The following is an 18,495-nucleotide window of genomic DNA, read 5'->3' as shown; positions in this document are numbered from 1 at the left end:
GACTTGTTCGGTGCCCATCGTCCCCGTTGCTTCCCCAGGAAAACTCAGTGTCCGCGGCGCCCGCGTGCACAATCTCAAGAACGTCGACATCGACATCCCCCGTGACTCGCTGGTGGTCTTCACCGGCCTCTCCGGATCGGGGAAGTCGAGCCTCGCCTTCGACACGATCTTCGCCGAGGGGCAGCGTCGGTACGTCGAGTCGCTGAGCGCCTACGCGCGACAGTTCCTCGGCCAGGTCGACCGGCCGGACGTCGATTTCATCGAGGGGCTGAGCCCGGCGGTCTCGATCGATCAGAAGTCGACGAACCGCAACCCTCGGTCGACGGTCGGCACGATCACCGAGATCTACGACTACATGCGTCTGCTCTGGGCGCGCATCGGCGTTCCGCACTGTCCGGTGTGCGGGGAGAAGATCCAGCGTCAGACCGTCCAGCAGATCGCCGACCAGCTCATGGAGCTCCCGGAGCGCACCCGCTACCAGGTCGTCGCGCCGATCGTCTCGCAGAAGAAGGGCGAGTTCGTCGACCTGTTCCGGGAGCTCGGGGCGAAGGGGTACTCGCGGGCGATCGTCGACGGCGAGCTCATCCAGCTGGCCGAGCCGCCGACGCTCAAGAAGAGCTACAAGCACGACATCGCCGTGGTCGTCGACCGCCTCGTCGCCTCGCCGGACATCCTCGGACGTGTGACCGACTCGGTGGAGACCGCTCTCGGACTCGCCGGCGGTGTGGTGCAGATCAACTACGTCGACGGCGAGGGAGACGACGCCTGGCAGACCTTCTCGGAGAAGCTCGCGTGCCCCAACGGCCACGCGCTCACCCTCACCGAGATCGAGCCGCGCACGTTCTCCTTCAACGCGCCGTTCGGCGCCTGCCCCGCCTGCTCGGGCCTCGGCACCCGCATGTCGGTGGACGTCGATCTGATGCTCGGCGACGAAGACCTCTCGATCCGCGAGGGCGTCATCATCCCGTGGACCACGCAGGGCAAGGGGCTCTTCCAGTACTACGAGCGCCTGCTCGAAGGACTCTCCCGCGACCTCGACTTCTCCCTCGACACCCCGTGGCGCGAACTGCACTCCGACGTCAAGGAAGCAGTCCTGCGCGGAGAGAACTACAAGGTCACCGTCAAGTGGAAGAACCGCTACGGCCGTGAGATGCGCTATGCCTCCGGTTTCGAGGGCGTGGTGCCGTACATCGAGCGGCAGTACCTGCAGGCCGAGTCAGACACCCAGCGCAGCCGGTGGGGCGAGTACCTCCGCGAGGTCCCGTGCCCGGTCTGCAACGGCGACCGTCTCAAGCCCGAGGTGCTGGCCGTGCAGGTGCACGGTCACTCCATCGCCGAGGTCTCGCACCTGAGCCTGGCCGACGCCCGGGCCTTCATGGAGAAGCTGCACCTCACCGACCGCGAGGCCAAGATCGCCGCCCAGGTGCTCCGTGAGATCCGGCTGCGCCTCGACTTCCTCCTCCAGGTCGGTCTGTCCTACCTCAACCTCAGCCGTTCGGCCGGCTCGCTGTCGGGTGGCGAGGCCCAGCGCATCCGCCTCGCCACGCAGATCGGCTCCGGGCTGACCGGCGTGCTCTACGTCCTCGACGAGCCGTCGATCGGACTGCACCAGCGCGACAACCGGCGTCTCATCGAGACGCTGCTCACGCTGCGCGATCTCGGGAACACCCTGATCGTCGTCGAGCACGACGAAGAGACGATCGAGGCCGCGGACTGGGTGGTCGACATCGGTCCCGGCGCGGGTGTGAACGGCGGGGCGGTGGTCCACTCCGGGCCGTACTCCGCGCTTCTCGCCGACACCGACTCCATGACCGGCGACTACCTCTCGGGCCGTCGAGAGATCCCGATGCCGGCGAAGCGCCGGAAGATCGACAAGAAGCGCATGCTGAGCGTCGTGGGCGCGCGCGCCAACAACCTCCGCAACGTCACGGCGGACTTCCCGCTCGGCGTCCTCACCGCGGTCACCGGCGTCAGCGGATCCGGGAAGTCGTCCCTCGTGAACGACATCCTGTACCAGGTGCTCGCGTCGCGGCTCAACGGCGCGCGAACGGTGCCGGGCAAGCACACCCGCGTGACCGGCCTCGACAACCTCGACAAGGTCGTGCACGTCGACCAGGCGCCGATCGGCCGCACCCCGCGATCGAACCCGGCGACCTACACCGGCGTCTTCGACCGCATCCGCACGCTCTTCAGCGAGACGCCCGAGGCGAAGGTCCGCGGCTACCAGCCGGGCCGGTTCAGCTTCAACGTCAAGGGCGGACGCTGCGAGGCCTGCTCGGGTGACGGCACGATCAAGATCGAGATGAACTTCCTCCCGGACGTGTACGTGGACTGCGAGGTGTGCCACGGCAAGCGGTACAACCGCGACACCCTCGCCGTGCACTACAAGGGCAAGAACATCGCCGAGGTGCTGGAGATGCCCATCGAGGAGGCGGCCGAGTTCTTCGAGCCGATCCAGGCCATCCACCGCTACATGAAGACCCTCGTCGACGTGGGGCTGGGGTACGTCCGCCTCGGGCAGTCCGCGACCACGCTCTCCGGTGGTGAGGCGCAGCGCGTGAAGCTCGCGACCGAGCTCCAGCGCCGCAGCAACGGTCGGAGCATCTACGTGCTCGACGAGCCGACGACGGGTCTGCACTTCGAAGACGTGCGCAAGCTCCTCGAGGTGCTGAACGGTCTGGTCGACAAGGGCAACACGGTGATCGTGATCGAGCACAACCTCGATGTGATCAAGTCGGCCGACTGGGTGATCGACCTGGGTCCGGAGGGCGGTTCCGGCGGCGGCACGATCCTCGCCACCGGCACGCCGGAGCAGATCGCGCGGGTCGAGGAGAGCCACACCGGCCAGTTCCTCGCCGAGATCCTGGGTGAGGGGCGCTCTGCGCGGAAGGCCAGCTGATGGCCGACGTGCTGCCGTACAAGCCCCGGGCGGGCGAGATCCCGACCGACCCGGGGGTGTACCGGTTCCGCGACGCCAACGGCCGGGTGCTGTACGTCGGGAAGGCGAAGAACCTCCGTCAGCGGCTGTCGAACTACTTCGCTCCGCTGCGGACGCTGCATGAGCGCACGCGTCGGATGGTGACGACGGCGGCGTCGGTGGAGTGGACGGTCGTGCCCACCGACGTCGACTCCCTCCAGCTCGAGTTCATGTGGATCAAGGAGTTCGATCCGCCGTTCAACGTCAAGTACCGGGACGACAAGTCGTACCCGTTCATGGCCGTGACGCTGGGCGACGAGGCGCCGCGCGTGCTCGTGACTCGGAACCGGAAGATCCCGGGGGCCCGCTACTTCGGTCCCTATCCGAAGGTCTGGGCGGTGCACGAGACCATCGACCTGATGATCAAGGCCTTCCCCATCCGCACCTGCAGCGACGCGAGCTACAAGCGTGCGATGCAGACGGGCCGCCCGTGCTTCCCCGGGCAGATCGGCAAGTGCGGCGGGCCGTGCTCGATGACGGTGTCGATCGAGGAGCATCGCGCCATGGTCGACGATTTCGTCGCGTTCATGGCGGGCGGTGACGAACGCTTCACGCGCGAGCTCACGCAACGCATGCTCGCCGCGTCGGCGGCGATGGACTACGAGGCGGCCGCGAAGTTCCGGGACAAGCTCTCCGCGATCGAGGCCGTGCTCGGCAAGAGCGCCCTCGTGCTGCCGGCGGACGAGGACGCCGACCTGTTCGGCATCGCCGAGGACGAGCTCGCGGCCGCGGTGCAGCACTTCGTCATCCGCGGCGGTCGTGTTCGAGGGGTCCGGGCCCTGACGATCGAGAAGGAGATCGACATCTCCGGCGGGGAGCTCGTGGAGCAGGTCCTCCAGCAGGCTTACGGGGAGGCGCAGGACGTGCCGCGCCGCATCCTCGTCCCGGTGCTTCCCGACGACGCCTCCGAGCTGGAGGTGTGGCTGCGTGAACGTCGAGGCCGGAAGGTCGAGATCGCGGTGGCGCACCGCGGCCAGCGGGCCGACCTCATGCGCACGGCTACCCTGAACGCCCAGCAGGCGCTGATCAGGCACAAGACCCGTCGGACGAGCGACTACGTCGCGCGCACGCAGGCGCTGACCGACCTGCAGGAAGCGCTGGGCATGGAGGAGGCGCCGCTCCGGATCGAGTGCTTCGACATCTCGCACCTCGGGGGAACGAACGTGGTCGCTTCCATGGTCGTGTTCGAGGACGGGCTGCCGCGCAAGGACCAGTACCGCACCTTCAACATCGCGGAGACCACGGACGACACCGACTCCATGTACCAGGTGCTGCGGCGTCGGCTGGCCTACCTCGACCGCCCGGAGGAGCAGGAGACCGTCGACCCGACCACCGACGAGGTGGTCGCGGAAGACGTCGGCGAGGCGGGTGTGCGCCGGAAGCCCCGGTTCGCCTACCCACCGCAGCTGCTGCTCGTGGACGGAGGGCAGCCCCAGGTCGAGGCCGCTGCCCGAGCCCTCCGCGACTCCGGACACACCGAGATCGCCGTCTGCGGCATCGCCAAGCGCCTGGAGGAGATCTGGCTTCCGGGAGATGATTTCCCCGTCATCCTCCCGCGGACCAGCGAATCCCTCTACCTGCTCCAGCGGCTCCGCGATGAGGCGCATCGATTCGCCATCACGCACCAGCGGAAGAAGCGCAAGAAGGACATCACGACGGTGCTCGCCGAGGTGCCCGGTCTGGGTGCGTCGCGGATCAAGGTCCTGCTGAAGCACTTCGGCTCGGTCACGGCGCTGCGCTCCGCCGAACCCCACCAGATCCAGGAGGTCCAGGGGATCGGACCGGTGCTGGCCCAGAACATCCATACGCACCTGTCCACTCGCTAGGCTGGGAGGCCGAGGGGGAGAAGGAGCAGTGAGTAGCGATGTCTGACGGGGAGAAGGGCGAGTTCCTCATCGTCACCGGGATGTCCGGCGCGGGGCGCACCACGGTGGCCAATGCGCTCGAGGATCTCGGCTGGTACGTCGTGGACAACCTGCCGCCGCAGATTCTTCGTCCGCTGCTCGACCTCACCGGCATGGGCGGGGATTCGCTGCCGAAGGTCGCCGCGGTGGTCGACGTCCGCGGTCGCAACCTCTTCGACGACTTCCCCGAGGTGGCGCGTGTGCTGCGCACCCGGGGATCGATCCGCGTGCTGTTCCTCGATGCGTCCGACGACGTCCTCGTCCGTCGGTTCGAGGCGGTGCGTCGCCCCCACCCGCTCCAGGGCGATGGGACGCTTCTCGACGGCATCCGCACCGAGCGCACGCGGCTGGCGCCGATCCGCGAGGCCGCAGACCTCGTGATCGACACCACGGCGTTGAACATCCATCAACTGGCGACGAAGGTGTCCGACATCTTCTCCGAGGAGGGGGAGGCGCGGCACCGCGTCACGCTGCTCAGCTTCGGATTCAAATACGGGCTCCCCACCGACGTCGACGTCGTCGCCGACATGCGGTTCCTGCCGAACCCGTACTGGAACGAAGACCTCCGCGGACTCACGGGGCAGGACGAGACGGTACGGGAGTACGTGCTCTCCCGCGACGGTGCGGAGGAGTTCCTCGACGCCTACGCGAAGGCTCTCGTCCCCGTCCTCGAGGGGTACCAGCGCGAGAACAAGAGCCACTCCACGATCGCCATCGGGTGCACGGGCGGCAAGCACCGTTCTGTCGCCATGTCCGAGGAGCTCGCCCGTCGACTGGCGGGAATCCCGGGCGTCGCGGTCAACGTCCGCCACCGCGACCTCGGCAGGGAATAGGCCCCCGAGCGAGTAAGCTGGAGGTTTGCGTCGCGACCCGGCGCGTGAACGTGAAGGAGTCTCGTGGCACTAACCACCGACGTCAAGGCTGAGCTCGTTAGCATCCGCAATGCACCCCCCACGGTGCGCGTCGCTGAGGTGACGGCCATCCTCCGGTTCGCCGGTGGACTGCACTCCATCGCCGGCCGTGTGGCGGTGGAAGCGGAGGTCGATGCCGAGACCCTCGCCCGCCGTGTGGCCCGTGACCTCGCCGAGATCTACGGCGTCCGTCCGGAGATCGCCCAGGTGCAGTCGAGCACCGCCAACGACGGTGCCCGCTGGGCCGTTCGGGTCATCGCGCAGGGGGAGACCCTGGCCCGCCAGACCGGACTGCTCGACCAGCGTCGCCGCCCGGTCCGCGGACTCCCGAACCGCCTCACAACGGGTTCCCGTGCGGAGGTCGCCGGTCTCTGGCGCGGGGCGTTCCTCGCCGCGGGGACGCTCAGCGAGCCGGGCCGCTCCGCCATGCTCGAGGTCGCCTGCCCGTCGTCCGAGGCGGCCATGGCGCTCGTGGGTGCCGCTCACCGTCTCGGCGTCGCCGCGAAGGCCCGCGAGGTCCGCGGGCTTCCCCGCGTCGTCGTCCGCGAGGGCGAGGCCATCCGCACCATCCTCAGCGAGATGGGCGCCCAGCGCACCGCTCTCGCCTGGGAGGAGCTGCGACAGCGCCGCGAGGTGCGCGCCGGCGTCAACCGTCTCGTCAACTTCGACGACGCGAACCTCCGCCGTTCCGCGCAGGCCGCCGTGGCGGCGTGCGCCCGTGTCGAGCGCGCTCTCGAGATCCTGGCCGACGAGGTGCCCGACCACCTCCGTGTCGCCGGCGAGCTCCGCCTCGCGCACCGCGACGCCAGCCTCGACGAGCTGGGACACCACGCCGACCCTCCGCTCACCAAGGACGCCGTGGCCGGCCGCATCCGCCGCCTACTGGCGATGGCGGATAAGCGTGCCCAGCAGGAGGGCATCCCGGGGACCGAGGCCGCCGTCCCCGCCGGGCTCGACGTCTGACCCGGGTGACGCCGCCCTGGACGACGTGTCAACCCCCGGAAGGATCCGGACACCCGAGGCGTTGTCGTCAGTAGGATGAAAGTCGTCCGCTCTCCGTCGCACATCGGCGACGCGGAGCATCGGCAAGCGCCGCGGCGCGGCGCGGATTGGATGAATGCGATATGGCAACCTACACGCTCCCCGACCTTCCCTACGACTTCGCCGCTCTCGAGCCGCACATCAGCGGCAAGATCATGGAGCTGCACCACGACAAGCACCACGCGACCTACGTCGCGGGCGCCAACACCGCGCTGGAGCAGCTGGCCGAGGCCCGCGAGAGCGGCAACCTCGCGAACGTGAACAAGCTCGAGAAGGACCTCGCGTTCAACCTCGGCGGGCACGTCAACCACTCGATCTTCTGGACCAACCTCTCGCCGAACGGCGGCGGCCAGCCCGAGGGCGAGCTCAAGGCGGCCATCGACGAGTACTTCGGCTCCTTCGAGAAGTTCCAGGCGCACTTCACCGCCGCCGCCACCGGGATCCAGGGTTCCGGCTGGGCCGTCCTGAGCTGGGACTCGATCGGCTCGCGTCTCATCATCCAGCAGCTCTTCGACCAGCAGTCGAACACCGCGCAGGGCACCATCCCGCTGTTCCAGCTGGACATGTGGGAGCACGCCTTCTACCTCGACTACCTCAACGTGAAGGCCGACTACGTCAAGGCCGCGTGGAACATCGCCAACTGGGAGAACGTCGCCCAGCGCCTCGAGGTCGCCCGTCAGCAGACGAACGGCCTGCTGGTACTGTCGTAATCGGGTCGCGTCCCGGCGGGCCCACGGCTCGTCGGGGCGCCATCTCAGCCAAAAAACCCGCGCATGGCGCACGCTCGACGGCGGCGCTCGGCGCATGAGAAACAGGGAGACCTGAGTGTCTGTCAAGATCGGTATCAACGGCTTCGGCCGCATCGGACGCAACTACTTCCGCGCAGCTCTCGCGCAGGGAGCAGACCTTGAGATCGTCGCGGTCAACGACCTCACCGACAACAAGACCCTGGCACACCTGCTGAAGTACGACTCGGTCAGCGGCGTCCTCGACGCCGAGATCACGTACGACGACGACAGCATCACCGTCGACGGCAAGGAGATCAAGGCCTTCGCAGAGCGTGACCCCGCCAACCTCCCGTGGGGCGAGCTGGGCGTGGACATCGTCATCGAGTCCACCGGCTTCTTCACCAACGCCGACGCCGCGCGCAAGCACATCGACGCCGGTGCGAAGAAGGTCCTCATCTCGGCTCCGGCCACGGGTGACGACCGCACCATCGTCATGGGCGTGAACGAGGAGACGTACAACCCGGAGACGGACCACATCATCTCCAACGCCTCCTGCACGACGAACTGCCTCGCGCCGCTGGCCAAGGTGTTCAACGACGCCTTCGGCATCGACCGTGGCTTCATGATGACGGCCCACGCCTACACCGCCGACCAGAACCTGCAGGACGGTCCGCACAAGGACCTCCGCCGCGCCCGCGCCGCCGCGATCAACATCACGCCGGCCTCGACGGGTGCCGCGAAGGCCATCGGCCTCGTCCTCCCGGAGCTGAACGGCAAGCTCAGCGGCTCCTCCTACCGCGTGCCGGTTCCCACGGGCTCGATCGTCGACCTGACGCTCATCACGGACCGCGAGAACCTCACGGTGGACGAGGTCAACGAGGCCTACAAGAAGGCTGCGGCCGAGGGTCGTCTGGCCGGGTACCTGCAGTACAACGAGGACCCGATCGTGTCGAGCGACATCGTGCACAACCCGCACTCGTCGATCTTCGATTCCACGCTCACCAACGTCAGCGGCAACCTGATCAAGGTCTCGAGCTGGTACGACAACGAGTGGGGCTACTCCAACCGTCTCGTCGACCTGACCGAGTACGTCGCCGAGCGCATCTGAGCTCCGACACATGACTCTGCGCACCCTGGACTCACTGGGTTCGCTCGAGGGCAAGCGCGTCATCGTCCGTTGTGATCTGAACGTCCCCCTGCGGGACGGGATCATCACGGACGATGGCCGTGTCCGCGCCTCGCTGCCGACCCTGAAGACCCTCATCGACGCGGGCGCCCGCGTCGTCGTCTGCTCGCACCTCGGCCGTCCCGACGGCGCCCCCGACCCGCAGTACAGCCTCGAGCCGGTCGCCCAGCGACTGTCCGAGCTGCTCGGCGCGCCGGTCGCCTTCGCGGGCGACACGGTCGGCGAGGCCGCGAAGGATGCCGTGGCGTCCCTCGAGAACGGCCAGGTCGTCGTGATCGAGAACCTCCGGTTCAACCCCGGGGAGACCTCGAAGGACGACGCCGAGCGTGGTGCCTTCGCGGCGCAGCTCGCGGAGCTGGGCGACGTGCTCGTCTCCGACGGCTTCGGCGTCGTGCACCGCAAGCAGGCGAGCGTCTACGACCTCGCGAAGCTGCTGCCCTCGGCGGCCGGCCTCCTGATCGCGACCGAGCTCGACGTGCTCGACCGCCTGACGGAGAACCCGGAGCGTCCGTACGCGGTGGTGCTCGGTGGGTCCAAGGTGAGCGACAAGCTCGGAGTCATCTCCCACCTGCTGCCGCGGGTGGACCGTATCCTCGTCGGCGGTGGCATGCTCTTCACCTTCCTGAAGGCACAGGGGCACGCCGTCGCGTCGAGTCTCCTCGAGGAGGACCAGCTCGAGACCGTGCGCGGCTACATCGCCGAGGCGGCCGAGCGCGGCGTGGAGCTCGTGCTCCCGACCGACGTGGTCGTCGCCGCCTCCTTCGGTGCGGACGCGGACCACGAGGTGGCCGCCGCGGACGCGATCGAGGAGACGGCATTCGGTTCGTCGGGCATCGGCCTCGACATCGGACCGGAGACCGCGGCGCGCTTCGCCGAGGTCATCCGCGGATCGAAGACCGTGTTCTGGAACGGCCCGATGGGCGTGTTCGAGTTCCCTGCCTTCGCTGCGGGAACCAAGGCGGTCGCGCAGGCACTGACCGAGGTCGACGGCCTCAGCGTGGTCGGCGGCGGCGACTCCGCCGCAGCCGTCCGCCAGCTCGGATTCACCGACGACCAGTTCGGGCACATCTCGACCGGCGGCGGCGCGAGCCTCGAATTCCTCGAGGGCAAGAAACTACCTGGGCTGGAGGTCCTCGGATGGGCGTGAGCTCCCGTACCCCGCTGATCGCGGGCAACTGGAAGATGAACCTGGACCACCTGCAGGCGGTGGCGTTCGTGCAGAAGCTGCACTGGACACTGAAGGACGCCAAGCACGAGGACGGATCCGTGGAGGTGGCGGTCTTCCCGCCCTTCACCGACATCCGCAGCGTGCAGACGCTGATCGATGCGGACAAGATCCCGTTCGCGTTCGGTGCACAGGATGTCTCGGCGCACGACTCCGGTGCGTACACCGGCGAGATCTCCGGGGCGTTCCTGGCGAAGCTCGACGCGAAGTACGTCATCATCGGACACTCCGAGCGTCGCGAGTACCACGCCGAGTCCGACGAGATCGTGGCCGGCAAGGTGAAGGCTGCGCTCAAGCACGGCCTCTCCCCGGTGATCTGCGTGGGCGAGACGGCGGAGGACCTGGAGAAGTTCGGTGCCAGCGCGGTTCCGGCCGGACAGCTCGAGGCCGCCCTCCAGGGTGTCTCCCCGTCGGCTGACATCGTCGTGGCGTACGAGCCCGTCTGGGCCATCGGGTCGGGCCAGGCGGCCACCCCGCAGCAGGCGCAGGACGTCTGCGCGGCGCTCCGCGGCGTGATCGCGAAGGTCCTCGGCGACGAGGCGGCGGCCCGCACCCGCATCCTCTACGGCGGATCGGTCAAGGCGGCGAACATCGCCAGCTTCATGCGCGAGCCTGACGTGGACGGCGCTCTGGTCGGCGGCGCGAGCCTCGTCGTCGACGAGTTCGCGGCGATCATCCGCTTCGAGAAGCACGTCGGCGTGTGAGTGCGGCGGGGCTCCGGCCCCGCTGCACCGTATACTTGACCGTTACGGGGGCGCTCCGGCCCCAGCGAAAGGCTCTTTCCGTGGCAATTCTCGAGTTCGTCCTGCAGGTCGTGCTGGGCATCACCAGCGTCCTGCTGACTCTCCTCATCCTCTTGCACAAGGGTCGCGGTGGCGGCCTGTCCGACATGTTCGGCGGCGGCATGACCACTGCGGTCGGCTCCTCCGGGCTCGCGGAGCGGAACCTGAACCGCTTCACCGTCGTCCTGGCGCTCACGTGGTTCATCGCCATCGTGGCGCTCGGCCTCATCACGAAGTTCGAGGTGATCTGATGGCTACCGGTGGAAACGCGATCCGCGGTACCCGTGTCGGTTCCGGTCCCATGGGGGAGCAGGACCACGGCTACCACGCCGACCGCATCGCGGTGTCGTACTGGGACGGTCTCGGCAACGAGACGGTCCGCTACTTCGCCGCCGGTCTCCCCGAGGAGGAGATCCCGGAGATCATCGATCACCCGCAGTCCGGTCTTCCGGCCGGGCGCGACAAGGAGAACCCTCCTGCCGTCGCCAAGGCCGAGCCGTACAAGACGCACCTGGCCTACGTGAAGGAGCGTCGCACGGACGAGGAGGCCGTCCAGCTCCTGGAGGACGCCCTCACCCAGCTTCGCGAGCGTCGGGGTCAGTGACCGCCGACTGAGCGAGAGGAGAAGCCGCCGTGGTGACCACGGCGGCTTCTTCCGTCTCAGCGGCAGCCGGCCGCCGCGTCGATGTAGTTCTGCGGGGGATACCCGTAGGCCCAGACCCCGTTCGCATCGTCGGTGAAGCCCATGCTGATGGCCCAGGCCGTCGCCCACTTCTCGATGCTGTCCTGGGTGGACGAGTCGTACATGCCCTCGCACTTGACGCTTATGGCATGGCCCACCTCATGGGCGACGAGCGCGCGGCTGCGTTCGGCGGGCCACTGCTCCGCCACCGAGTCCGATAGCTGGATGACCGCGCGCCCCGGATCGTCCCACCACCAGGTGGTGTACCCGCCCATGCTGCCGTTGTACCCGGCGCCGTTGACGAGCGGGGCCCAGTCGAATTCCAGCAGGACGCCGGGCGCGAGAGACCGCGCGAACGCCTCCACCTCGAGGCGGGCGTTCTGCAGCGGACCGGCCTTCTCCGCGAGCTCCGCGTTCTCCGCGGAGACGACCTCGGTGGCGGCCTGCTGCAGGGCGACATAGGCGGCCGCGGCCGCGTCGTCGACCTCGGTGACGGCGAGAGCGTCGGATGCGGCTCCGCGCAGAGCGATCACGGCGGCGTTGCGAGTGGACGGATGCGCGGTCTCGAAGGCGTCCGCGGCCTCGGCCGCGGCGGTGAGCACGGACACGCCGGTCGTCCGCACCGCGTCCACGCTCGCGGCGGCGGACGCGGAGGCGCTGTCCATCGACTCGGCGACGTCGCGCAGGATGCTCTGGTTCTCGGCGAGACGGCTCGTCGCGGCGAAGAGGTCCCAGAACCAGCCGGGTTTCGTCTCGTCGGCCGGGAGCCGCGTCGCGAGGACGTCCTCGGCCTCGCCGCCGGTGGTCTCGCCGTCCGCCACGGCGGAGTCCAGGGCCGCCCAGAGGTCCTCCGGAACGGCGAGGGCAGGCGCGCCGGTGTCGATGATGACATGGCCGGCATCCGTCGCCGCGATCAGATCGGCGGTCCGCTGCCGGAGTTCCGTCTGCTGGGCGGTCACCGATCGGGTGGCGTCCTCGACCCCGCTGGCGGCCTCGTCGTATCCCTGGTTCGCGACGAGCTGCGTGATGCCGAGACCCGTCAACACCGCGACCGTGCCGACGGTGCCGGCGAGGACGCCCCTGAGCGATCGCCGGTCGCGCGGCGGCCGGGGCACGCTGGACGGCGAGGAGAGGACGGCCGGGAGGCGATGCCCACCCGGAGCCGGCACCATGGCTGTCGCGGCAACCGACGGCGGAGGGGCGGTCACGAGGCGCTCATCTCGGCAGGCCTTCCGGTCGGGAGCTGATCCTGTCAGCGTATTCGACCGAGGTGACAACGTGGAGGGGGTGACGGGAATCGAACCCGCGCAATCAGTTTGGAAGACTGAGACTCTACCATTGAGCTACACCCCCGGAACCGGAGTCCGGACTCCATCGATCATAGCGGACGGTCGGGCATGCTCCTGTCCGTTAGACTCGGTGGGGCTGAATCTGCGTGCGGATTCCCCGGGGCGTAGCTCAGCTTGGTAGAGCGCCCGCTTTGGGAGCGGGAGGTCGCAGGTTCAACTCCTGTCGCCCCGACTCGACCCCACGACCTTCCAGCCGCGTTCTGCGCGGAAACCACAAGGAGAACACACCAGCATGGCGAACAGCACCGTCGAGAAGCTGACCCCGACCCGGGTCAAGCTCACCATCACGGTCACCCCGGACGACCTCAAGCCCAGCATCGCGCACGCCTACGAGCACATCGCGCAGGACGTCCAGATCCCCGGCTTCCGCAAGGGCAAGGTGCCCGCTCCGATCATCGACCAGCGCATCGGCCGCGGCGCCGTCATCGAGCACGCCGTCAACGAGGGCCTGGACAAGTTCTTCCGCGAGGCGACCGCCGAGCACAAGCTCCGCATCGTCGGCCGTCCGTCGGCCGAGATCACGCAGTGGCCGAGCGAGAAGGACTTCTCGGGCGACCTCCTCGTCGACGTCGAGGTCGACGTGCGCCCGGAGATCGAGCTCCCCGACTACGCGGGCATCACCCTCGAGGTCGACGCCGTGGAGGCCGACGAGGCCGCCCTCGACGCCGAGCTGGAGAACATGCGCGCCCGCTTCGGCACGCTCATCCCCGTCGACCGCCCCGCGGCCAAGGGCGACTTCGTCGAGCTGGACCTCGTCGCCACCATCGACGGCGCCGAGATCGACCGCGCCGAGGGCGTCTCGTACGAGATCGGCTCCGGCGAGCTCCTCGAGGGCATCGACGACGCGATCGAGTCGCTCACCGCCGGTGAGGACACCACCTTCCGCTCCGCCCTCGTCGGCGGCGACCACGCCGGCAAGGAGGCGGAGGTCTCCGTCAGCGTCAAGGCCGTCAAGGAGCGCGAGCTTCCCGAGGCCGACGACGAGTTCGCGCAGATCGCGAGCGAGTTCGACACCATCGCCGAGCTGCGCGACAGCCTGCGTGAGCGCGTCGAGCAGCAGGGCGTCTTCACGCAGGGCTCCGCCGCCCGCGACAAGCTCGTCGAGACGCTTCTCGCGCAGATCGAGATCCCGGTCCCGCCGCAGCTCATCGAGGACGAGGTGCACAACCACCTCGAGGGCGAGGGTCGTCTCGAGGACGACGTGCACCGCGCCGAGGTGACCGAGGCCAGCGAGAAGCAGTTCCGCACGCAGGTGCTGCTCGACACGATCGCCGAGCAGGCCGACGTGCAGGTCTCGCAGGAGGAGCTCTCGCAGTACCTCATCCAGTCCGCCGCGCAGTACGGCATGGCGCCGCAGGAGTTCGTCGAGGCGCTGCAGTCCTCGAACCAGCTCCCCGCTCTGGTCGGCGAGGTCGCCCGGAACAAGGCGCTCGCGATCGCGCTGGGCAAGGTCAAGGTCGTGGACACCAACGGCAAGGCCGTCGACCTCTCCGACTTCGTCGTGACCGACGACGAGGCCGAGTCCGAGGACGAGAAGCCCGCCGAGGCCGAGGAGAAGCCGGCCGCGAAGAAGAAGGCTCCCGCCAAGAAGGCGGCCGCCAAGAAGGACGCCGACGCGGACGAGAAGCCCGCTGCGGAGAAGAAGCCCGCCGCCAAGAAGCCGGCGGCGAAGAAGGCTCCGGCCAAGAAGGACGCCGACACCGCCGAGTGATCGGCGCGGTCGAGTGAAGAGGGCGGGTGCTGCGGCATCCGCCCTCTTTCTCATCGAGGGAAGGGCGACGGGATGACGAGCTGGGACGACCGCATCGAGCAGGTGTGGGCGGAGGCCTCCGGAGAAGAGGTCGGCGACGAGACGATCGCGCGCATCGACGCCCTCGCCGCCGAACGGGGTGCGGACGACGCGAGGGCCGAGTTCGAGCGCGCCGGTGCTCGCGATTCCGCCGGGCGCCCGGCGGAGGCCGTGGAGCTGTACCGCCGCGCCCTGGCGCTCGGCCTCGACGAGGAGCACCGCCCGCAGTGCGTGATCCAGCTCGCGAGCTCGCTGCGCAACCTCGGTGACTACGACGAGGCGCTGAGGGTGATCCGCGCCGAGGAGGAGATCGCGGCGGACGGGCCGTATCGCGACGCGGTCGCGGTGGTGCACGCCCTCATCCTCGCGAGTGCCGGCCGGCCCGCGCAGGGCCTGTCGGTGGCCATCCTCGCACTCGTCCCGCACCTGCCGCGCTACCACCGGTCGATGACGGCGTACGCGCACGAGATCGCCGGCAGCGACACCTGATATGCCGACGGCGAACACGACCTAGGGGCTGTGCGCGCGCCGGTAGATTCGAATCACTGAAACACGGAAGCAGGAGCTGACATGGCTGAACCCCTCGTCGCGACAAGCGTCTTCGACAGGTTGCTGAAGGACCGCATCATCTGGCTCGGCTCGGAGGTGCGAGACGACAACGCCAACGAGATCTGCGCGAAGATCCTCCTTCTCGCCGCCGAAGACTCCGAGAAGGACATTTACCTCTACATCAACTCGCCGGGCGGCTCGATCACCGCGGGCATGGCGATCTACGACACGATGCAGTTCGTGCCGAACGACATCGTCACCGTCGGCATCGGCATGGCCGCGTCCATGGGCCAGCTGCTGCTGACGAGCGGCACCAAGGGCAAGCGCTACATCACGCCGAACGCCCGCGTGCTGCTGCACCAGCCGCACGGCGGCTTCGGCGGCACCGCGAGCGACATCCAGACCCAGGCGCAGCTCATCCTGTCGATGAAGAAGCGCCTCGCCGAGATCACCGCGTCGCAGACCGGCAAGCCCGTCGAGCAGATCAACGCCGACGGCGACCGCGACCGCTGGTTCACGGCGGAGGAAGCCCTCGAGTACGGCTTCGTCGACCACATCCGCGAGCACGCCAGCGACGTCACCGGCGGCGGCGGCACGGGCGTCGAGTAAGGATTCGAGAGGACACCATGTACACACCCACGTTCCAGTCCGCCGGAAACCTGCCCTCCAGCCGGTATGTGCTGCCGCAGTTCGAGGAGCGCACCGCCTACGGCTTCAAGCGCCAGGACCCGTACAACAAGCTGTTCGAGGACCGCGTGATCTTCCTCGGCGTGCAGGTCGACGACGCCTCGGCCGACGACGTCATGGCACAGCTCCTCGTCCTGGAGAGCCAGGACTCCGAGCGCGACATCACCATGTACATCAACTCGCCCGGTGGCTCGTTCACCGCGATGACGGCGATCTACGACACGATGCAGTACGTCGCGCCGCAGATCCAGACCGTCGTGCTCGGCCAGGCGGCCTCGGCTGCCTCCGTGCTGCTCGCGGCGGGCGCTCCCGGCAAGCGTCTCGCGCTGCCGAACGCCCGCGTGCTGATGCACCAGCCGGCGATGGGGGAGGCCGGGCACGGTCAGGCCTCCGACATCGAGATCCAGGCGGCGGAGATTCTCCGCATGCGCACCTGGCTCGAGGAGACCATGGCCCGTCACACCGGCAAGCCGGTCGAGCAGGTCAACCGCGACATCGATCGCGACAAGATCCTCTCGGCCAACGAGGCGCTGGAGTACGGCATCGTCGACCAGGTGCTCACCTCGCGCAAGCGCGCGTAGTCCGCATCCGCAGAGAAGGACGCCCGTCGGATCGACGGGCGTCCTTCTCGCGTCTCCGGCGGATGTGCGCGGGAAGACGGCGCGCCTGCGCATATGAGCAGATGGGTGCGCGAACGCTGAATCCGCTTTACCCTGGAGGAGGAAGGAGGACACCGTGGAAGAAGATCTGCTCATGGTCCGGGTCGCCGAGCTGTACTACGACGAGGACAAGACGCAGGACGAGATCGGTGGCCTCCTGAAGATCTCCCGGTGGAAGGTCGGGCGCCTCCTCACGCAGGCGCGGCAGCGCGGCATCGTCCGCATCGAGATCGTCCACCCGCGCGCCCGTCGGCTCGGCCTCGAGCGCGAGCTCGTGGAGCGGTTCGGGCTCACCGACGCCGTGGTCGTCCCCTCGCCGGAGGGCGACGAGGGCACGCTGGAGCGCGTCGCTCAAGCAGCCGCCGACTTCCTGACCGCCCTTCGTCCGGTTCCGCGCACGCTCGGGGTGAGCTGGGGCAAGACCCTCCGCGCCGTGGCCGAGGCCCTGCCCGACGGCTGGGCGAACGGCGTCACCGTCGTGCAGCTCAACGGCGGTGTCAGCCTCAATCGGCGCTCAGGAGGGGCCGCGGGACTCGCGGTGACCATCGCCCAGCGAGCGTCCGGCCAGGTCTCGCTGCTGCCGAGCCCCGCGATCCTGGAGCACGTCGAGACGAAGCAGGCCATCGAAGGCGACCGCACCGTCGCGGCCGTGCTGGAGGAGGCTGCGGACGCTCAGGCGTTCCTGTTCACCGCCGGACCGTGCGATGCGACCTCCGCCCACGTCGAGAACGGCTATCTCACGGCCGCCGATGTGGAGGAGCTGGCGCGCCGCGGTGCCGTCGGCGACGTCCTCGGGCGCTACGTCGACGCCGAGGGCAACATCGTCGACCCGCAGCTGGACGCCCGCACGGTCGGCGTCTCGCTCGACCGCCTGCGTGGCGCCGCGCGGGCCATCTTCGTGACGGCGGGCCCCGCCAAGCACGACATCGCGCGCACGGTCGTGACCAGCGGCCTGTGCGGGGTCCTGGTGACCGATGAGACCACAGCACGAGCATTGTTGGAGGAACAGTGACGACGACAGAACTCAGCCGCAGGACGGCGGTGGACGTCCTCGGCGGTGAGCCGGATGACGCGACCCTCCGTCGCTTCCTGCACGGCCTCCCCGGTGTGGACGCCGTCGGGCTGGAGCAGCGCGCTGTCGGCCTCGGCACCCGCTCCATCAAGACGACGTCGAAGGCATGGGCCCTCGACACGATCATCAAGCTGATCGACCTGACCACCCTGGAGGGGGCGGACACCCCCGGCAAGGTCCGTTCGCTCGTCGCCAAGGCGAAGAACCCCGACGCCGCCGACCCCTCGACGCCCCGCGTCGCCGCGGTCTGCGTCTACGGCGACATGGTCGCCGGAGCGGTCGAGGCTCTCGGCAGCCTGCACGGCGACCCCGACGACGGCCTCATCTCGGTCGCCGCGGTGGCCACCGCCTTCCCGAGCGGCCGGTCCTCCCTCGCGATCAAGCTCGCCGACACCGCGGAAGCGGTGGCCGCGGGCGCGGACGAGATCGACATGGTCATCGACCGCGGCGCGTTCCTGTCCGGGCGCTATGGGTTTGTGTTCGACCAGATCGCTCAGGTCAAGGAGGCGTGCCGCCGTGAGGACGGCTCGTACGCCTCGCTCAAGGTGATCCTCGAGACCGGCGAGCTGAACACGTACGACAACATCAAGCGCGCCTCCTGGCTCGGCATCCTCGCCGGCGGCGACTTCATCAAGACCTCGACGGGCAAGGTGCAGCCGGCGGCGACGCTGCCGACCACGCTGCTCATGCTGGAGACGGTGCGCGACTGGTATCGCGGGACGGGGGAGCGCATCGGCGTGAAGCCCGCCGGCGGCATCCGCTCGTCCAAGGACGCGGTCAAGTACCTCGTCACCGTCGCCGAGACCGTGGGGGAGGAGTGGCTCCAGCCGCACCTGTTCCGCTTCGGCGCCTCGAGCCTGCTCAACGATGTGCTCCTGCAGCGCCAGAAGCTCACCACCGGCCACTACTCCGGCCCCGACTACGTCACGATCGACTGACTTCTTCGGCCGGTCC

The 18,495-nt window shown here is 68.7% G+C and carries 17 protein-coding genes and 2 tRNA genes; 17 read left to right on the top strand and 2 right to left on the bottom strand.

Features of this window, described 5'->3' with window-relative positions; genetic code table 11:
* Positions 1 to 10 precede the first annotated feature (10 nt).
* The 10 genes from uvrA to KVS71_RS08630 all read left to right on the top strand — a co-directional run bounded on the left by uvrA (position 11) and on the right by KVS71_RS08630 (position 11,358).
* Entirely contained in the window at positions 11 to 2,899 is a 2,889-nt protein-coding gene (uvrA, locus tag KVS71_RS08675; protein ID WP_060921194.1) for an excinuclease ABC subunit UvrA, read from the top strand.
* Positions 2,899 to 4,803, top strand: a complete 1,905-nt coding sequence (gene uvrC / locus KVS71_RS08670) for an excinuclease ABC subunit UvrC (protein WP_217584351.1) — start codon at positions 2,899 to 2,901, stop codon at positions 4,801 to 4,803. The genes uvrA and uvrC overlap by 1 nt, the downstream gene beginning before the upstream one ends.
* A gap of 38 nt (positions 4,804 to 4,841) precedes the next feature.
* On the top strand, positions 4,842 to 5,714 hold the full coding sequence (rapZ, locus tag KVS71_RS08665) for an RNase adapter RapZ (protein ID WP_060921192.1): 873 nt from the start codon (positions 4,842 to 4,844) through the stop codon (positions 5,712 to 5,714).
* A gap of 63 nt (positions 5,715 to 5,777) precedes the next feature.
* The gene (whiA, locus tag KVS71_RS08660) at positions 5,778 to 6,755 is read left to right on the top strand and encodes a DNA-binding protein WhiA (RefSeq protein ID WP_060921191.1); all 978 of its coding nucleotides are present in this window, start codon (positions 5,778 to 5,780) and stop codon (positions 6,753 to 6,755) included.
* A 161-nt stretch (positions 6,756 to 6,916) separates the two neighbouring features.
* Positions 6,917 to 7,543 carry a superoxide dismutase gene (locus KVS71_RS08655; RefSeq protein WP_025105027.1) on the top strand — a complete coding sequence of 209 codons (627 nt, stop codon included), beginning with the start codon at positions 6,917 to 6,919 and terminating at the stop codon, positions 7,541 to 7,543.
* Positions 7,544 to 7,658: 115 nt separating this feature from the next.
* Positions 7,659 to 8,669: a type I glyceraldehyde-3-phosphate dehydrogenase gene (gene gap / locus KVS71_RS08650; protein WP_025105026.1), complete on the top strand. Its 1,011-nt coding sequence runs from the start codon at positions 7,659 to 7,661 to the stop codon at positions 8,667 to 8,669.
* A 10-nt stretch (positions 8,670 to 8,679) separates the two neighbouring features.
* A complete protein-coding gene (gene pgk, locus KVS71_RS08645) occupies positions 8,680 to 9,894 on the top strand; it encodes a phosphoglycerate kinase (RefSeq protein WP_217584350.1) in 1,215 nt (404 codons plus the stop codon).
* On the top strand, positions 9,885 to 10,676 hold the full coding sequence (gene tpiA / locus KVS71_RS08640) for a triose-phosphate isomerase (RefSeq protein WP_025105024.1): 792 nt from the start codon (positions 9,885 to 9,887) through the stop codon (positions 10,674 to 10,676). The genes pgk and tpiA overlap by 10 nt, the downstream gene beginning before the upstream one ends.
* 80 nt (positions 10,677 to 10,756) lie before the next feature.
* Entirely contained in the window at positions 10,757 to 11,005 is a 249-nt protein-coding gene (secG, locus tag KVS71_RS08635; RefSeq protein WP_025105023.1) for a preprotein translocase subunit SecG, read from the top strand.
* Positions 11,005 to 11,358: an RNA polymerase-binding protein RbpA gene (locus tag KVS71_RS08630; protein ID WP_025105022.1), complete on the top strand. Its 354-nt coding sequence runs from the start codon at positions 11,005 to 11,007 to the stop codon at positions 11,356 to 11,358. The genes secG and KVS71_RS08630 overlap by 1 nt, the downstream gene beginning before the upstream one ends.
* Before the next feature lie 56 nt (positions 11,359 to 11,414).
* On the opposite strand, the gene KVS71_RS08625 is transcribed toward KVS71_RS08630, so the two are convergent.
* Positions 11,415 to 12,644: a hypothetical protein gene (locus tag KVS71_RS08625; RefSeq protein ID WP_217584349.1), complete on the bottom strand. Its 1,230-nt coding sequence runs from the start codon at positions 12,642 to 12,644 to the stop codon at positions 11,415 to 11,417.
* 71 nt (positions 12,645 to 12,715) lie between these two features.
* Positions 12,716 to 12,789, bottom strand: a tRNA-Gly gene (locus tag KVS71_RS08620).
* Positions 12,790 to 12,883: 94 nt separating this feature from the next.
* Here KVS71_RS08620 and KVS71_RS08615 point away from each other — a divergent pair.
* The 7 genes from KVS71_RS08615 (at position 12,884) to deoC (ending at position 18,479) form a co-directional block, all read left to right on the top strand.
* Positions 12,884 to 12,957: transfer RNA gene (locus tag KVS71_RS08615), tRNA-Pro, on the top strand.
* A 60-nt stretch (positions 12,958 to 13,017) separates the two neighbouring features.
* Positions 13,018 to 14,496: a trigger factor gene (gene tig / locus KVS71_RS08610; RefSeq protein WP_060921185.1), complete on the top strand. Its 1,479-nt coding sequence runs from the start codon at positions 13,018 to 13,020 to the stop codon at positions 14,494 to 14,496.
* 72 nt (positions 14,497 to 14,568) lie between these two features.
* Positions 14,569 to 15,063, top strand: coding sequence for a tetratricopeptide repeat protein (locus KVS71_RS08605; protein ID WP_025105019.1), 495 nt, complete (start codon positions 14,569 to 14,571; stop codon positions 15,061 to 15,063).
* Positions 15,064 to 15,144: 81 nt separating this feature from the next.
* Complete coding sequence (locus tag KVS71_RS08600) at positions 15,145 to 15,732, top strand: ATP-dependent Clp protease proteolytic subunit (RefSeq protein WP_025105018.1); 588 nt, start codon at positions 15,145 to 15,147, stop codon at positions 15,730 to 15,732.
* Positions 15,733 to 15,749: 17 nt separating this feature from the next.
* Entirely contained in the window at positions 15,750 to 16,391 is a 642-nt protein-coding gene (locus KVS71_RS08595) for an ATP-dependent Clp protease proteolytic subunit (RefSeq protein WP_025105017.1), read from the top strand.
* A gap of 154 nt (positions 16,392 to 16,545) precedes the next feature.
* Positions 16,546 to 17,481 carry a sugar-binding transcriptional regulator gene (locus KVS71_RS08590; RefSeq protein WP_060921184.1) on the top strand — a complete coding sequence of 312 codons (936 nt, stop codon included), beginning with the start codon at positions 16,546 to 16,548 and terminating at the stop codon, positions 17,479 to 17,481.
* Positions 17,478 to 18,479, top strand: a complete 1,002-nt coding sequence (deoC, locus tag KVS71_RS08585; protein WP_217584348.1) for a deoxyribose-phosphate aldolase — start codon at positions 17,478 to 17,480, stop codon at positions 18,477 to 18,479. The genes KVS71_RS08590 and deoC overlap by 4 nt, the downstream gene beginning before the upstream one ends.
* The last annotated feature ends 16 nt before the right edge of the window (positions 18,480 to 18,495 follow it).

The organism is Microbacterium sp. GbtcB4 (assembly GCF_019091465.1).
Lineage (GTDB): Bacteria > Actinomycetota > Actinomycetes > Actinomycetales > Microbacteriaceae > Microbacterium > Microbacterium paraoxydans.
The sequence above is the reverse complement of the archived record's forward strand: the minus strand, read 5'-3'. Positions and strand labels throughout refer to the sequence as shown.

Coding starts and splice junctions, on each gene's coding strand:
- rapZ (WP_060921192.1), top strand. CDS start 4,842: ATGTCTGACGGGGAGAAGGGCGAGTTCCTCATCGTCACCGGGATGTCC.
- KVS71_RS08605 (WP_025105019.1), top strand. CDS start 14,569: ATGACGAGCTGGGACGACCGCATCGAGCAGGTGTGGGCGGAGGCCTCC.
- pgk (WP_217584350.1), top strand. CDS start 8,680: ATGACTCTGCGCACCCTGGACTCACTGGGTTCGCTCGAGGGCAAGCGC.
- KVS71_RS08600 (WP_025105018.1), top strand. CDS start 15,145: ATGGCTGAACCCCTCGTCGCGACAAGCGTCTTCGACAGGTTGCTGAAG.
- KVS71_RS08655 (WP_025105027.1), top strand. CDS start 6,917: ATGGCAACCTACACGCTCCCCGACCTTCCCTACGACTTCGCCGCTCTC.
- tpiA (WP_025105024.1), top strand. CDS start 9,885: ATGGGCGTGAGCTCCCGTACCCCGCTGATCGCGGGCAACTGGAAGATG.
- tig (WP_060921185.1), top strand. CDS start 13,018: ATGGCGAACAGCACCGTCGAGAAGCTGACCCCGACCCGGGTCAAGCTC.
- KVS71_RS08595 (WP_025105017.1), top strand. CDS start 15,750: ATGTACACACCCACGTTCCAGTCCGCCGGAAACCTGCCCTCCAGCCGG.
- KVS71_RS08630 (WP_025105022.1), top strand. CDS start 11,005: ATGGCTACCGGTGGAAACGCGATCCGCGGTACCCGTGTCGGTTCCGGT.
- uvrC (WP_217584351.1), top strand. CDS start 2,899: ATGGCCGACGTGCTGCCGTACAAGCCCCGGGCGGGCGAGATCCCGACC.